This is a genomic window from Streptomyces sp. NPDC001315, from assembly GCF_042896175.1.
Taxonomy (GTDB): domain Bacteria; phylum Actinomycetota; class Actinomycetes; order Streptomycetales; family Streptomycetaceae; genus Streptomyces.
Genome location: NZ_JBIAWZ010000004.1, coordinates 156,156 through 170,445 on the forward strand (window position 1 = coordinate 156,156; position 14,290 = coordinate 170,445).

Consider the following 14,290-nt stretch of genomic DNA (forward strand, 5'->3'; position numbering starts at 1 on the left):
CGCCGTCCCACGCGGCCCCGCTAGGACAGCCCTCCCGTGCGGGTCCGCGCGCGGGCGCGCCGACGCGGGTCCCGTCCGCTGGCCGCCAGGGCCCGCTCGAACACGGGAGCGTCCTCCGGCACGGGCACCGGGTCGGCGAAGCCGTCGTACCGCCGGTAGAGGTCGCCGTGCTTCTCGACCACGTCTAGGACGAGCCGGGCGGCGCCGTCCGAGACGTGGAACTCCTGGCCGGTGGCGGTGGCGACGTCCCAGCCGTGCACCGCCGTCTCCTTGATGATCATCGAGGCGATCTCGACGGCTGGCATCTGCGCCATCCCCAGGTCGACCTCGCCCTCCCACACCGCCGGGTCCGCCCAGGCGGCGACGGCACGGTCCAGCTGGGCGGCGTACGCCTCGGCCCAGTCGGGCTCGGCGGTGAAGTCGCGCGCGGTGAGCTCCTCGGGGAGCTGCTTGCGCAGGGCGCGGTGCTCGAGACCGTGAGAGGTGTAGAGGACCCAGTGGTTGACCAGGGCACGGACATCCCAGTCGGGGCAGTGGGTCGGGTCGGTGAGCCGGTCGGCCGGGACGCCGCGCGCGACGCGTGCCGCCTCGGCGGCACATTCGGTCAGGTACGGGTGCAGGTCGTCGTACGTCATGCACCTCACGCTAGACAGACCGCGCTCAGGCCTCTTGAACAAACGCGACAGCGTCGTCCGCCAGCCGCACGAGCTCGCCGACCGGCATCGAACCGGCGGCCCGCCGCTCCCGCGCGAACCGGTTGGCCAGGCGCTGGAGCAGCTCGTTCAGCGGAGTCGGTACGCCGTGCAGCCGGCCGAGGAGCACGATCTCGCCGTTGAGGTGGTCGGCCTCGATGGTGCCGGTGCCACGGACGAGGGACTGCCAGGAGGAGCCCCCACCGCGCGGGGCGCCGTCCAGCGGCACCAGGGTCACCTTGTCGCCACGGGCCTCCCGCTGCTCCTCGAGGCCGGCGTACGCGATGCCGGCGGCGTCGAGCACCGCCTCGCCCTCGGCGCGCACCCTCGCGAACAGGGCCTCGGCCTCCTCGCTGTCCACGGGTCCGCTGACGGCCTCGATGGCGTTGCCGAGGTTGCTCAGCAGTTTGGCGTACTGCCAGCGCCGTACGTCCGGCGGGAGCGGCGCCTCGAAGCCCGACTTCTCCAGGTCGGCGGCGATCGCCCGGGCGGTGGCGTCGGTGCCGTGCGGGTAGCGGCCGAGGTGCAGGATGCCGGTCAGGGGGCTGCCGGCGGCGGAGACGACGCCGGGCTCGACGTACGTGGACGGCAGCCAGACGCAGACGCCGTACACCCGTCGGAAGCGACGCAGGGCGAGGCGCTGGCTCTCCACGCCGTTCTGCGCGCACACCAGCGGCAGTCGCTCGGCGGCCGTACCGCCACCGGCGACCGGAACCGGGCCCCAGGTCTGGAGTGCCGCCTCGCTGTCCTGGGTCTTGACGGCCAGGACCAGCACGTCGTCGGCGCGGAGTTCGCCGAGCGGGCCCGGCCCGTCGACCACGGGCAGCCGGTACGTCAGCTCGCCCTCCGGCACCCGCAGCCGCAGCCCGCCGTCCCTGAGCGCCGTGTGGTGCGCGCCCCGCGCGACCAGCACGACCTCGTGCCCCGCCCCCGCCAGCCGTCCGCCGACGACACCGCCGACGGCCCCTGCTCCGATCATGATGTAGCGCATGGGACGACCCTCGCACAGTCGTGTGCGACTCCATCAAGCCGGCTGCGCCGGTTGACCTTGCCCCTGGGGCAAGGCGGAGCGTCGGCGGCATGGACGACATCTATCTGGAGCAGACGGCGTACAGCGATCCGGGGGACCTGGACGTCAGCGGGCTCCCGCGTGACCCTGGTCAACTCGCCCAGCTGGTAAGGAATTTGATCATCCATCGGGCCGAGAGCGGACGTCTCGGCCATCCGATCCCCGAGGACCGGCAGCACGACGACCCCGATTCCCGGTACGTCGGGGAGCTGCTGCGGATCCTGCGCGAGCGCGGGGACGGCCCGCTCACCGAAGAGCGGGCGTACGACGAGCGGTTCGCGGGGACGTGCCGGGACTTCTCCCTGCTGCTGTGCGGTCTGCTGCGGGCCACCGGTACGCCCGCCCGGATCCGGTGCGGCTTCGCCGACTACTTCACGGAGGGATACCACGACGACCACTGGGTCACCGAGTACCGCCTGCCGGACGGAAGTCGGCGGCTGGCCGACGCGCAGGTGCTGCATCCGTCGTACGAGATCCCCTTCGACCCGCTGGACGTGCCGCGGGACCGGTTCCTGGTGGCCGGGGACGCCTGGCGGGCGTGCCGGGCGGGGAAGGCCGATGCGAAGACCTTCGGGGTCTGGGGCTACGACGGCTTCGACGGACTGTGGTACATCGGCAGCAACGTGCGGTTGGACCTGGCCGCGGTCAACCGTGTGGAGCTGCTGCCCTGGGACTTCTGGGGCCGGGAGATCCACGCCGACGCCGAGCTCATGGACGAGGACCTCGCCCTCCTGGACGAGATCGCCGCGGCCCGCACGGACGACGACTTCCGTCGGCTGTACGCCGATCCGCGCCTCACCGTGCCGCAGGAGATCCAGTCGTACATCTCGCGCACCGGGTATCTCGGCCTGCGGACGGTCAGCCTGTCAGCTCCACCAGCTTGACGACGGTGTTCCAGTTGCGCGAGGTGGCGATCAGGCCCTTGGTGATCCGCGGCTTGGACAGCTGCTCGGCCAGCTTGGAGCGGCCCAGGCCGTCAGGGGCGTACAGATACAGGGCCCGGTCGCCGAGGCGGAACTCCTCGGGGAGGTACGCGGCCCGGTCGATCCCGGTGAAGCGCTCCGCGTCGACCGGCTCGGAGAAGTACGTGACGTGGAGCTGCCTGGCCTCCAGTTCGGCGGCCGGGAACGGGCAGGCGTCGGCGACCGCCTTCAGGTAGGCGTGGTCGCGCACGATGACGTCGACGCGGAAGCCGAAGTGCTTCTCGATCGCCTGCGCGAGCTCGGCGGCAAGGGACTCCTCGTCGCCGCGGCCGGGGGTGAACACGGCCTGGCCGCTCTGCAGATGGGTGCGGACGCCGTCGTAGCCGAGGCTCTCCATGAGGGTGCGGAGATCGGCCATCGGGACCCTCTTGCTGCCGCCCACGTTGATTCCGCGCAGCAGCGCCGCATACGTCGTCATCCGCACACCTTAGAGCGGCCGTCGTGCCCCGTGGGGGCGGGCACGACGGCCGCTCAGGCCCGGCCGGGGAACGTAAGTTACTCACTGGTCAGCCTGCAGCACAACCTTGCGTCCCTGATCCGCATCCCGGAGAGACCGGCTACGTGTAAGGGGCCACCGTCCTCCCCGATACGGAGACGGCGCGGTCCGAGGGGATGAGTCGGGCCCACCCGACCTCACCGGACAGTACGACGAATTGCCTTTATCCGGCCCATACCTTCGAAGCGAAAGGTGGCGGCAGGGGGCTGTCACCGCACACAAGGGGGCAAGCCCGTCATGGGGAACGGAGATTCACGGGTGCGGGGTCTCGCCGCCCGGGCCGGCGGCTGGAGCGCCCGGCACCGATGGGCGGCCGTCGGGATCTGGGTCCTGTTCGTCGTCCTGGCGATGGGGCTCGGCTCGGCCGCGGGCCGGGTCGACGTCGACGAGAACGACCAACTGAAGGGCGAGACGCACACCGCCGCCAGGATCATCGACGACGCGGGTATCCAGGAACCGGCCGGTGAGACGGTCCTGATCCAGGGCAAGGACGGTGGCGTCAAGGCCACGGACGCCGAGTTCCGGGCGGCGGTCGCCGACGTCGTCAGGGCCGTCGAGGCGACCGACAAGGTGACGGACGTGACCTCGCCGTACGACACGCGGACGATCTCGAAGGACGGCCGCAGCGCGCTGGTGCAGTTCGACATGCGCGGCGACTCCGAGACCGCCAAGGACAGGGTGGAGCCCGTCCTGAAGGCCGTCGAGGGCGTCGGCAGGGATCATGCGTCGCTGCGGATCGAGGAGATCGGCGGCGCCAGCATGAACAAGACGTTCAGCGACGCGTTCGGGGACGACTTCCAGAAGGCCGAGTACTCCGCGGTGCCGGTGGCCCTCGGCATTCTGCTCATCGCCTTCGGTGCGCTGGTCGCCGCGCTGCTGCCGGTGGCCCTGGCGATCACCGCGATCATGGCGACGATGGGCCTGATGGGTGTCGTCAGCCATGTGATGGCGATGAGCGACACCGCCAACTCCGTGATGCTGCTGGTCGGTCTGGCCGTCGGCGTCGACTACTGCCTGTTCTACCTGCGCCGGGAGCGCGAGGAGCGCGAGGCCGGCCGGGACGCGCAGACGGCCCTGCGGATCGCCGCCGCGACCAGCGGCCGGGCGATCGTGGTCTCCGGAGTCACGGTGTGCGTGGCGATGGCGGGCATGCTGTTCACCGGGCTCGCCGGGTTCGAGGCGATGGGCCTGGCCTCACTGATGGTCGTGGCGGTCGCCATGGTCGGTTCGGTGACCGTGCTGCCCGCGCTGCTGTCGCTGCTGGGCGAGCGGGTCGAGAAGGGCCGGATACCGTTCCTGGGCCGGCGCCGACGGGCGGCGAACCAGGGAAGCCGTGTCTGGACGGCGGTGCTGCGGCGCGTGCTGGCCAAGCCCGTCGTCTCCGTCGTGGTCGCGACCGGCGCGCTGCTGGCGATCGCGGCTCCGGCGGTCGGCATGAAGACCCAGAACCTCACGCTGGACCAGGAGTTCGGCGACTCGCTGTCCATCGTGCAGACGTACAACCGCGTCAACGACGCCTTCCCCGGCGGCTCCGAGCCGGCCGAGGTCGTCGTCAAAGCGCGGGACATCAACGCCCCCGAGGTGGCGAGCGCGCTCGCGCGGTTCAAGGAGCGGGCGATCAGCTCGGGCGCCTCGCGCGGCCCGGTCGAGATCAAGCTGCACGACGCGCAGAACGTCGCCTTCGTCTACGTCCCGCTGGTCGGCGGCTCCGACCAGGACAAGGCGAGTGCGAGCCTGGAGAAGCTGCGCGACGAGGTGCGGCCCGCCACGCTCGGCAAGGTGGACGGCGTCCAGGCGCCGATCACCGGGCAGGTCGCGGGCAACCACGACTTCAACGACCAGCTGGTCGGCTCCGTCGTCCCGGTCTTCGCGTTCGTCGTGGTCTTCGCCTTCCTGCTGATGCTGCTGTCGTTCCGCTCGCTGACCGTCGCGATCACGTCGATCGCGCTGAACCTGCTGTCGGTGGGCGCGGCGTACGGCATCCTCGTGGCCGTCTTCCAGCACGGCTGGGGCGCCTCGCTGGTGGGCGCGGAGGGCGTCGGAGCCATCGTGACCTGGCTGCCGCTGTTCCTCTTCGTGATCCTGTTCGGCCTGTCGATGGACTACCACGTGTTCGTGGTCTCGCGGATCCGCGAGGCGCGGCTGCGCGGCCGTACGACGAACGACGCGATCCAGCACGGCGTGGTCACCACGGCCGGCGTCGTGACCAGCGCCGCCGTCATCATGGTCGCCGTGTTCGCGATCTTCGGGACGCTGTCCATGCAGTCGATGAAGCAGATGGGTGTCGGCCTCGCGGCCGCGGTGCTGATCGACGCGACGGTCATCCGGGGTGTGCTGCTCCCGGCGGTGATGGCGCTGCTCGGCGAACGCAACTGGTACCTGCCGAAGTGGCTGAACCGGATGCCGGACTTCACACACGACGAGTCGCCGGAGGCCGTGACCGCTCCCGCGGTGCCGGACGAGGGTGAGCCGCTGAAGGTCTGATCCTGCGCGGCCGAGGGCCCGCTGGTATCCCTGACGGGAACCAACGGGCCCTCACCCATGCGCGCTGCCGTGCGGGGAGTTCGGCCTCGATCCTCATGCGCGCCACTGTGCGGGGAGTTCCGCCTCGATCAGATCGGCCGCCCGCGGCGTGCCGCCTTCCTGCGCCATCTCCGCCTGGATGTCCTTCAGCCGGCGGGCCACGTCCGGGTCGTCGACCAGGGCCAGGGCGGCGGCGCGCAGGGTTTCGGCGGTGGCCTCCGCGGTGGGGACCTGACGGGCCACGCCGAGGGCCTGCAGCATGTCCGCGTTGCCGAACTGGTCGACGGCCTGCGGTACGGCGATCATCGGCGTGGCCGTGGCCAGTCCCTCCTGGCTGCCGCCCGCGCCCACATGGGTGACGAACAGGTCGGCCTGCTTCAGGATCGCCAACTGCGGGACCCAGGACCGCACTTCGACATTCGCGGGTACGTCGCCCAGTTCGGCCGGGTCGACGTGCTTGCCGATCTGCAGCACCAGGTGCCAGCCGGGCAGCTCTCCGAAGGCCCGTACGCACTCCCGGTAGAAGTCGGGCTGCTTGGTGAAGGCCGACCCGAGCGACACGAGCGCCACCTTCTCGGCACCCGCGGGCCGCCGCCAGTCGCCCTGGGCGGCGCGGTCGCCCAGGCAGGCGCCGACGAAGGTGTACACGCGCTCGTCGACCCGGTCCGCGTGGGGCTGGAGGGCTTTGGGGATCAGCACGAGGGAGCGGGCGGGGCGGCCGGCGAACGGGTCGGGGTGCTGGGTGATCCCGTTCTCCTCCAGCCAGGCCTGGAAGCGGGCGTAGTAGGCCCGCCCGCGCTCGGTCTTGCGGGGTTCCGCCCACAGCGGCTCGGCGACCTCCTCCTCGTAGCCCTCCCAGGCGACCAGGTTCGGCGAGAGGGAGACCGCGGGCACGCCCCAGCGGTGGGCTAGGACGCGGGCCGGGTAGGAGGTGATGTCGTGCAGGACGAGGTCGGGCTCGTCCCCGTCGTAGGCGTCGATCAGCTGGGGCAGCGCCTGGATCGCGTTGTCCAGGAACGGCTCGACGTTGTCCAGCAGCGTGGCCCCCCAGGCCGACAGGTCGTCGTCGGGCGAGGGCAGCGCGGAGCGCCAGGGCTTCACCTCGGCACCGGTCTCGGCGGCCTTGTCCGCGAACACGGGCGGAATCGCGTAGTTGAATCCTCCCCCTCAATAAATGAGGGGGATTCCTGGCTCAGGCGGCCTCGGGGAGCGGCGCTCCCGGGGGTCTTACGCCTTCGGCGCCAGCCGGGTTGAGACCAGCCCGGACGAGCATCACGCGGGCGGAGTTCTTGTCTCTGGGGGAGACGGTTCCGCACGCGGTGCAGGTATACGTTCGTTCCGACAGCGGCAGGGCGTGCTTGGCTCTCGCTCCGCAGTGCGCGCAGTCCATCGTGGTGTGGGCCGGGTGCACCAGGTGCACGATCCGGCCGTGCTTGCGGGCCATCTCGGTCAGCGCCCGTTTGGTGGCGCCGATCGCCGCGTCAGCGGCCTTGCGGGCCATCGTCGACTTCGCGAGGAACTTGGGCCGGAAGTCTTCCACCGCCACGGCGTCGTGGTCGCGGACCACGCGCTTGGCCCATTTGCGGCCCGTGTCCTGACGCTGCCGGGCGATCTTCGCGTAGGTCTTCGCCCGCCACTTCTTCGCCCCCCGGTAGCCCTTCGTTGCGGCCTGCCCCTTGGCAGGTTTACGGCGGGCCATCATGCGGTCGTACCGCGACAGTCTGGCCTGGGCCTTCTTCCCGTGCTGCGCATGGGGGAGGTCGTGGGCGTCGGACGTGGTGGTCGCGGTCTCCTTCACGCCCCAGTCGACACCGATGACCCGGCCGGTCTGCAGCAGCGGCTGGACCTCGGCGGGGATGACAAAGCTTGCGTACCAGTGGCCGATACTGTCCCGGTACACGCGCACCGAGGAGGGTTCGGCGGACAGGTCGCGGGACCACACAGGCGTCAGGACGATGCCCCCGGCCAGGTGCAGACGACCCTCCTTCAGACGGAACCCGCGCTTCGTATAGTTCAGGCTCGGCAGGGCCTCGCGCTTCTTCTTCCACCTCGGCATCCCCGCCCGCTGCCGCGCAGGAAGGCGCTCGCGGATGTCCTTCTGCGCCTTCGCCCTGGACTTCCCGAAGTCGCGGATGATCTGCTGCTGCGGCACCGAACTGCCTTCACACAGCCACGGAGTACGGGCCCGTGCCTCAGTGAGCATCTTGTCGAGCTGTGCCGGACCGCACGTCGTCCTGCCGACGCCTTCGGGCAGGGTCTTGTTCCGGGCGTGGACCTGCTTGGACTTGGCCACGCTCTCGTTCCACACCCACCGGCACCGGTCCCACTCGTCCAGCAGCGCGGCGAGTGCGGTGGACGACACCCGCAGCCGGAACGTCCACCGGGCGTGCCCGGATTCGTCCGCGACCGCCTGCGCTCCCGCCACACCCTCACCCCCTCCACGACCCCCGGACCAAAAGCCCACGGCCTCCCCGACGCCTCGTGACGAGACCGTACGTACGACAGCCGCACGCCCGTAGCCCGATCGCGCGATCACCACTCCAACCGGCGACTACCGGCACACGCGTTCGCATTCCCCGGCCCCGGGCAACCCTGCGGACACTCCGCGCCCACCGGTCAGAGACGGCCGCGCTCCACGCCGCAACACCGGGATGCGATCCTCCCCCGCAAGCGGGAGGTACCCCCACCCCAGCGTGAACGCCGGGGCATCCTCGCAAGAAGGAGGTGAAGACCAGGTGCCTCGTCAAGACACCGCGCACACGGTCCGACCTGTGCGGATGCGACACTGACCGACGATTGGCGGGAACGCGACGGCGAGTGCGCCGACACATCGGAACAGCACGAGCCGGTCTTCCAGGACAGCGAGAGCCCGCACATCGGAACAGCGAGTACGGACACGGAGGCGGACGATGGACGAGGCACGGGCCCGGGAGGTACTGGCCGCGGCGGGGGTGTCGCCAGGGCCGGCCGGGGACGCACGGCTCCTCGCCCTGGGCGAGAACGCGGTGTTCGCCGCTGGTGACCTGGTCGTCAAGGTGGGCCGCGACGCGGAACTCCTCGACCGGGCGCGGCGCGAACTGGACATCGCGGCATGGCTCGCCGAGGCGGGCGTCCCGGCGGTACGAGCGGCCGAATCCAAGGCCCTCCTCGTGGACGGGCACCCGGTGACCGTGTGGCACCGGCTGCCCGATCCGGTACGGCCCGCCGAGCCGCGCGATCTGGCCGAACTGCTACGGGTCGTCCACGCCCTGCCCGCCCCCGCGTTCGCCCTGCCGCCGCGCGAGCTGCTGGGCGGGGTGGAGCGCTGGCTGCGGCTGGCCGGTGACGCGATCGACCCGGCTGACGCGGCGTACCTGCGCGAGCGCCGCGACGGCTTCGCGACGTCCGCGGCGGCGCTCACCCCGCATCTGCCGCCCGGCCCGATCCACGGCGACGCGCTGCCGCGCAACGTGCACATCGGGCCCGAGGGCCCCGTCCTGGTCGATCTGGAGACCTTCTCCGCCGACCTGCGCGAGCACGACCTGGTGGTCATGGCCCTCTCCCGCGACCGCTACGGCCTTCCGGCCGAGGCGTACGACTCCTTCACCGAGGCCTACGGCTGGGACGTGCGCGCGTGGGCGGGCTGCTCGGTGCTGCGCGGTGCCCGCGAGACCGCCAGCTGCGCCTGGGTCGCCCAGCACGCCCCGAGCAACCCCAAGGCGCTGGCCGAGTTCCGGCGCCGGGTGGCGTCGCTGCGGGACGGGGACGAGACGGTGCGGTGGTATCCGTTCTGACCGTACCGGTCGTACCGGTCGTACCGGTCATGCCGTCGGTTCGGGCGCCGCAGGGATGTGGCGGTCAGGCATCGGGAGTGTCCGGTACGGAGGTCTCCGCGTCGCGGGCCTGGATCGTGCGGGCGGCGCGGCGGAGTTCGGTGAGGACCGTGCGGACCGCCGTGCGGGCCGTGCGTTCGGGGCGGCACAGGGCGTCGATGTGGCGTCTGGCCTGGACGCCGCTGAGCGGCCGCAGGACCAGGGCCGGGTGCGGGCGCATCGTCCAGCGCGGCATGAGCGCGATGCCACCCCCGGCGGCGACGACGTCGGCCACCACCGTGAACTCGTTGATGCGGTGGGCGAGCCGGAGCCGGCGGCCGGCCGCGGCGGCGATCGCCTCGACGGTCGCCAGGACGGGGAACCCCTCGTGCACCGTGATCCATGGTTCGTCGGCCACGTCCCGCGGGGTCACACGCCGTTTGGCGGCGAGGGGATGACCGGCGGGCATCGCCACGTCGAGCGGCTCACGCAGCAGCGTGGTCACGGTCACCGTGCGCGGCCACGGCGGGGCGTGGTCGAGGCGGTGCGCGAGCACGAGGTCGTACTCCCGGGTCAGCCGGGGGAAGTCCTCCTGCGGTACGTCCGCGTCGGCGAGCGCGAGCGCGGGCGCGTCGGGTCCGGCGCAGGCCCGCAGCAGCAGCGGGAAGAATGCCGCGCCCGCGCTGTGTAACGCCGCCACCGACACGTCCCCGTCCGGTCGGCCGACGAACTCCGCCACGGCGTGCCGGGCCCGCGCCAGCGCGGTCTCCACCTCGACGGCCGCGCCCGCCAACGCCTGGCCGGCGTCGGTGAGCACCAGGCGCCGTCCGTGGCGCTCGGTGAGCGGCACCGGCATCGAGCGCTGGAGCAGCCGCAGCTGCTGCGAGATCGCCGACGGGGTCACCAGCAGCGCCTCGGCGACCGCGGTGACGCTGCCCAGTTCGCCCAGCTCCCGAAGGATCCGCAACTGCCGTTCGTCCATTGCCGCAGTGTAAGAGCACAGTGTAGGGACGCTAAAAGATCAATTTAGAAACTGGTTCTGGGCTTCAGGGACGTCGCCGGTGCACGGTGAACGGGTGTCCGACGCCCGCCGTACCGATGCGGTACTCCTCCTGGTCGCGCTCGTCTGGGGTTCCAGTTATCTGTCCGCCCAGACGGCCGTCTCCGCGTTGCCCGTCCTGACCGTGCTGTTCGCGCGGTACGCGCTCTCCGCCGTCGCCTGTCTGGGGGTGCTGGGAGCCGCCCGTCGCGGACCGCGCCGGTGGACCCGCGACGAGGTCCGGGTGGGCGTGCCGCTGGGGGTGACCCAGGCCGCGGTACTGGTGGTGGAGACGTACGGCGTCGCCCACACCAGCGCCGCCAACGCGGGCCTCATCATCAGCCTGACCATCGTCCTCACCCCGCTGCTCGACCGCTCCGGTCACCCGGGCGGGCTGCCTCCCTCCTTCTACGCCGCCGCCGGTGTGTGCGTCCTGGCCGTCGGGCTGCTGATGTCCGGCAACGGCTTCCACGCGCCCCGCCTCGGCGATCTGCTGATGCTCGCGGCGGCCGGTGTGCGGGCGGTGCACGTGGCGCTCGTCGGCCGGCTCACCGCGCGCCGGGCCGTCCGACCGCTGCACCTGACGGCGCTGCAGACCTTGATCGGCACGGCGCTGTTCTTGCCGTCGGCCGCCGCCACCGGCCTGCCCGACCTCGTCCGGGCCGACGCGGCGACCTGGACGCAGCTGGTGTATCTCGCGCTGTTCTGCAGCGTGTTCGCCTTCCTCGCCCAGACCTGGGCGGTCCAGCGCACCTCCGCCAGCCGGGCCAGTCTGCTCCTGGGCACGGAGCCCGTGTGGGCCGCGGCCGTGGGCGTCGTCCTGGGCGGCGAACACTTCGGCCCCCTCACCGGCCTCGGCGCGGCGCTGATGGTCGCCGGCACCTACTGGGGGCAGTCCGTGGAGCGCGCCCACCGCGCGGCGAGGCCGGGCAGACCGTCCACCCCCGTCCCCGCCACCACCGCCGCCCCCGCCACCACCCCCGTCCCCGCCACCACCGCCGCGCCTGGCACCGAACCCCGCACCGAATCCCGCACCGAATCCCGCACCGAATCCCGCACCGAAGAGGACTCCCCATGCCGGAGCACGACACTTACGACCAGCTGATCTCCCTGCTCGACACCTCCTCCGTCGAGTACCGCCTCATCGACCACGAGCCCGAGGGCGCCACCGACGCCGTGTGTGCGCTGCGCGGTCACCCGGCGTCCGAGGCCGCGAAGTGCATCGTCCTCAGGGTCAAGGAGGACCGGCGCACCACACGGCACGTCCTCGCCGTGGTCCCCGGGGACCGGCGCGTGGACCTGGACGCCGTGCGGCAGCTGTTCGCGGCGCGGTACGTCGGCTTCAGCGACGCGGGGACCGCCGAGCGGCTGGCCCGCTCCGTTCCCGGAACGGTGCTGCCGTTCGCCTTCGATCCCGGCCTCGACCTCGTCGCCGACCCGGACGTCGTCGCCCAGCGGCGGCTGTACTTCAACGCCGCCCGGCTGGACCGTTCCCTGGTCATCTCCGGCGCCGACTACGCCAGGCTCGCCAATCCGCGCGTGGAGCGCATCGCGAGCCCGGCCTGACCCGGCCGGTTCAGATCCGGTCGTCCGCCAACTCCCGCAGCGGCCATGTCCCGTCCACGACCGCGTCCGCGTCGCCCTTGCCGCGCAGGAAACTCTGAAAGTCCGCCGCCCAGTCGGCGTACCACTCGATCTGGCGGCGGTGCAGCTCCGCCGGGCCGAGGGCCGCGACCTTCGGATGGCGCTCGGCTATCGCGCAGGCCAGCCGGGCCGCGGCGAGGGCGTCGGCGGAGGCGTCGTGGGCGGAGTCGAGAACCACGCCGTACTCCGCGCAGACCGCTTCGAGGTTGCGCTTGCCGCGGCGGTAGCGGTCGGCCCAGCGGTCGATGGTGTACGGGTCGACCACCGGGGCCGGGTCGAGGCCACCGAGGCGGTCGCGCAGGGACGGCAGTCCGTGTCTGCGCAGTTCGGCGGAGAGCAGGGTCAGGTCGAAGGCCGCGTTGTAGGCGACGACCGGGACGCCCGTCTTCCAGTACGTGGTGAGGACGTCCGCGATCGCGTCCGCCACCTGGTCGGCCGGTCTGCCCTCGGAGGTCGCGCGCTCGTTGCTGATGCCGTGCACCGCCACCGCGTCCGCCGGGATCTCCACGCCCGGGTCCGCCAGCCACTCCCGGCTTCCTGTGGGCTGCCCGCCCCTGACCTCGATCACGGCCCCCGTGACGATGCGTGCCTCACGCGGGTCCGTCCCCGTCGTCTCCAGGTCGAAGCCGATCAGCAGCTCGCGGTGCCAGGCCATGGTGGCCCCCCTTCTCGGTGGTGCTTTCCCCCAGTGGTCTCCACGATCGCATGCGCCACTGACAATCCGAGGACCGCGTTCCGCTCAGCCACCAGAAGAACGGACAGTTCAGGACACTGGCCGCGAATCAGCCCAAGCAAGCTCGAACTCCTCGCGATAGGCCGAGAAGAGACCGCCTTCGTCCACCCCGTCCGACTTGACCACCCGGCTGCCGTTGCGCAGCACCAGCACCGGCGCCTCCATGCCCCGGGTCCGCCGCAGATAGGACTGCACGACCGCGATGCCGTCCGAGCCGTCGCCGTCGACGAGGTAGGCGGTGAAGCGCGGGGTCTCGTCGTAGACCTGGATCTGGAAGGCGTCCGGGTCCCGAAGCCGGGAGCGCACCCGGCGCATGTGCAGGATGTTCATCTCCGCGGCGCGGCTCAGTTCGCCTCGTTTGATGCCGAGTTCGCGTTCGCGGCGCTTGACCGCGCTGGAGGCCGGGTTCAGGAACAGCAGCCGCACTCGCGCGCCCGCCTCCGCCAGCCGTACCAGGCGGCGCCCGGAGAAGTTCTGCACGAGCAGGTTGAGGCCGATGCCGATGGCGTCGAGCCGGCGGGCGCCGCCGAAGATGTCCTCGGCCGGGAACTGGCGCAGCAGCCGCACCCGGTCGGAGTGCACGGCGACCACGTCCGCGTACCGGTCGCCGACCAGGTCCTCCACGGCGTCGACGGGCAGTCGCCGCGCGGAGGGCACGTCGCCGCTCGAGTCGAGCATCTCGAGGAGCCGCGCGGAGGCCCGCTCGGCCTGGTTGAGGACCGCCTCGGACAGGGCCCGGTTGCGGGAGACGACGTTGCGGGTGACTTCGAGCTCGTCCAGGGCGAGTTCGACGTCCCGGCGCTCGTCGAAGTAGGGCTCGAAGCACGGCCAGTGCTGCACCATCAGCTCGCGCAGCTGTGGCAGTGTCAGGAAGCTGATCACATTGTCGTCGGCCGGGTCGAGCAGATAGCCCTTGCGGCGGCTGACCTCGCGTACGGCGACCGCGCGCTGCACCCACTCCTGGCCGGCCGGGCCGGCCGCGGCGACCACCCACTCGTCGCCGTGGACGGGTTCGTAGATGGGCCGCAGTACGGCGGCCACGACCGCGCGCAGCCGCTGTTCGACGAGGTTCAGCCAGATGTAGGCCCGGCCGGCTCGCTGGGCGCGCGTACGCACCTCACGCCAGGCGTCGGCGTCCCAGTCCAGCTCCGGCCCGATGGAACTCGTCTCCATCGGCCGCGCCAGCGACACCGTGCCGGGCGGGACGTCTGCCGAGTTCCCCTCGTGACCCTCGTCACCAGGGGGCAACTCAAGCCCTCCCGAGCCCACCCGCGCACCGCCTTCCGCTCCCCCGAGCTTCCCGTCTCAACGATCAAGGAA

General features: G+C 71.8%; 12 protein-coding genes and 1 pseudogene. 5 read left to right on the forward strand and 8 right to left on the reverse strand.

The genetic code is table 11. From position 1 onward, the window contains the following. Window positions 1-20: 20 nt before the first annotated feature. Together ACFY16_RS14195 and ACFY16_RS14200 are read right to left on the reverse strand one after the other, a co-directional pair. Window positions 21-635, reverse strand: coding sequence for a TIGR03086 family metal-binding protein (locus tag ACFY16_RS14195; RefSeq protein ID WP_390647383.1), 615 nt, complete (start codon window positions 633-635; stop codon window positions 21-23). 25 nt (window positions 636-660) lie between these two features. Continuing rightward, complete coding sequence (locus tag ACFY16_RS14200; protein ID WP_390647384.1) at window positions 661-1,683, reverse strand: ketopantoate reductase family protein; 1,023 nt, start codon at window positions 1,681-1,683, stop codon at window positions 661-663. Between the two features lie 89 nt (window positions 1,684-1,772). Here ACFY16_RS14200 and ACFY16_RS14205 point away from each other — a divergent pair, with 89 nt between their 5' ends. Then, window positions 1,773-2,645, forward strand: a complete 873-nt coding sequence (locus tag ACFY16_RS14205; protein ID WP_390647385.1) for a transglutaminase-like domain-containing protein — start codon at window positions 1,773-1,775, stop codon at window positions 2,643-2,645. Here ACFY16_RS14205 and ACFY16_RS14210 read toward each other — a convergent pair. Then, on the reverse strand, window positions 2,620-3,162 hold the full coding sequence (locus ACFY16_RS14210) for a DUF1697 domain-containing protein (RefSeq protein ID WP_390647386.1): 543 nt from the start codon (window positions 3,160-3,162) through the stop codon (window positions 2,620-2,622). The genes ACFY16_RS14205 and ACFY16_RS14210 overlap by 26 nt on opposite strands. A gap of 315 nt (window positions 3,163-3,477) precedes the next feature. Here ACFY16_RS14210 and ACFY16_RS14215 point away from each other — a divergent pair, with 315 nt between their 5' ends. Then, window positions 3,478-5,724: an MMPL family transporter gene (locus tag ACFY16_RS14215; RefSeq protein WP_390647387.1), complete on the forward strand. Its 2,247-nt coding sequence runs from the start codon at window positions 3,478-3,480 to the stop codon at window positions 5,722-5,724. A gap of 93 nt (window positions 5,725-5,817) precedes the next feature. Here ACFY16_RS14215 and mgt read toward each other — a convergent pair. Further along, a pseudogene (mgt, locus tag ACFY16_RS14220) lies at window positions 5,818-6,930 on the reverse strand (macrolide-inactivating glycosyltransferase); the annotation flags it as partial. Between the two features lie 25 nt (window positions 6,931-6,955). Continuing rightward, on the reverse strand, window positions 6,956-8,188 hold the full coding sequence (locus tag ACFY16_RS14225) for an RNA-guided endonuclease InsQ/TnpB family protein (RefSeq protein WP_390647388.1): 1,233 nt from the start codon (window positions 8,186-8,188) through the stop codon (window positions 6,956-6,958). Window positions 8,189-8,672: 484 nt separating this feature from the next. On the opposite strand from ACFY16_RS14225, the gene ACFY16_RS14230 reads away from it, so the two are divergent. Then, a complete protein-coding gene (locus ACFY16_RS14230) occupies window positions 8,673-9,536 on the forward strand; it encodes a phosphotransferase enzyme family protein (RefSeq protein WP_390647389.1) in 864 nt (287 codons plus the stop codon). Between the two features lie 64 nt (window positions 9,537-9,600). On the opposite strand, the gene ACFY16_RS14235 is transcribed toward ACFY16_RS14230, so the two are convergent. Next, window positions 9,601-10,536: a LysR family transcriptional regulator gene (locus tag ACFY16_RS14235; protein WP_390647390.1), complete on the reverse strand. Its 936-nt coding sequence runs from the start codon at window positions 10,534-10,536 to the stop codon at window positions 9,601-9,603. Between the two features lie 94 nt (window positions 10,537-10,630). Here ACFY16_RS14235 and ACFY16_RS14240 point away from each other — a divergent pair, with 94 nt between their 5' ends. Together ACFY16_RS14240 and ACFY16_RS14245 are read left to right on the forward strand one after the other, a co-directional pair. Further along, window positions 10,631-11,698, forward strand: a complete 1,068-nt coding sequence (locus ACFY16_RS14240; protein ID WP_390647391.1) for a DMT family transporter — start codon at window positions 10,631-10,633, stop codon at window positions 11,696-11,698. Next, entirely contained in the window at window positions 11,668-12,159 is a 492-nt protein-coding gene (locus ACFY16_RS14245; RefSeq protein ID WP_390647392.1) for a YbaK/EbsC family protein, read from the forward strand. The genes ACFY16_RS14240 and ACFY16_RS14245 overlap by 31 nt, the downstream gene beginning before the upstream one ends. Before the next feature lie 10 nt (window positions 12,160-12,169). Here the strand turns inward: ACFY16_RS14245 and ACFY16_RS14250 are convergent, their stop codons facing one another. Further along, window positions 12,170-12,892 carry a 3'-5' exonuclease gene (locus tag ACFY16_RS14250; RefSeq protein ID WP_390647393.1) on the reverse strand — a complete coding sequence of 241 codons (723 nt, stop codon included), beginning with the start codon at window positions 12,890-12,892 and terminating at the stop codon, window positions 12,170-12,172. Window positions 12,893-13,000: 108 nt separating this feature from the next. Next, on the reverse strand, window positions 13,001-14,239 hold the full coding sequence (locus ACFY16_RS14255) for an SAV2148 family HEPN domain-containing protein (RefSeq protein WP_390647394.1): 1,239 nt from the start codon (window positions 14,237-14,239) through the stop codon (window positions 13,001-13,003). Window positions 14,240-14,290 lie beyond the last annotated feature (51 nt).

What these genes read in the sequence shown, in the direction of transcription:
- ACFY16_RS14195 (WP_390647383.1), bottom strand. Translation starts at nt 635, where the DNA reads ATGACGTACGACGACCTGCACCCGTACCTGACCGAATGTGCCGCCGAG.
- ACFY16_RS14200 (WP_390647384.1), bottom strand. Translation starts at nt 1,683, where the DNA reads ATGCGCTACATCATGATCGGAGCAGGGGCCGTCGGCGGTGTCGTCGGC.
- ACFY16_RS14205 (WP_390647385.1), top strand. Translation starts at nt 1,773, where the DNA reads ATGGACGACATCTATCTGGAGCAGACGGCGTACAGCGATCCGGGGGAC.
- ACFY16_RS14210 (WP_390647386.1), bottom strand. Translation starts at nt 3,162, where the DNA reads ATGACGACGTATGCGGCGCTGCTGCGCGGAATCAACGTGGGCGGCAGC.
- ACFY16_RS14215 (WP_390647387.1), top strand. Translation starts at nt 3,478, where the DNA reads ATGGGGAACGGAGATTCACGGGTGCGGGGTCTCGCCGCCCGGGCCGGC.
- ACFY16_RS14230 (WP_390647389.1), top strand. Translation starts at nt 8,673, where the DNA reads ATGGACGAGGCACGGGCCCGGGAGGTACTGGCCGCGGCGGGGGTGTCG.
- ACFY16_RS14235 (WP_390647390.1), bottom strand. Translation starts at nt 10,536, where the DNA reads ATGGACGAACGGCAGTTGCGGATCCTTCGGGAGCTGGGCGAACTGGGC.
- ACFY16_RS14245 (WP_390647392.1), top strand. Translation starts at nt 11,668, where the DNA reads ATGCCGGAGCACGACACTTACGACCAGCTGATCTCCCTGCTCGACACC.
- ACFY16_RS14250 (WP_390647393.1), bottom strand. Translation starts at nt 12,892, where the DNA reads ATGGCCTGGCACCGCGAGCTGCTGATCGGCTTCGACCTGGAGACGACG.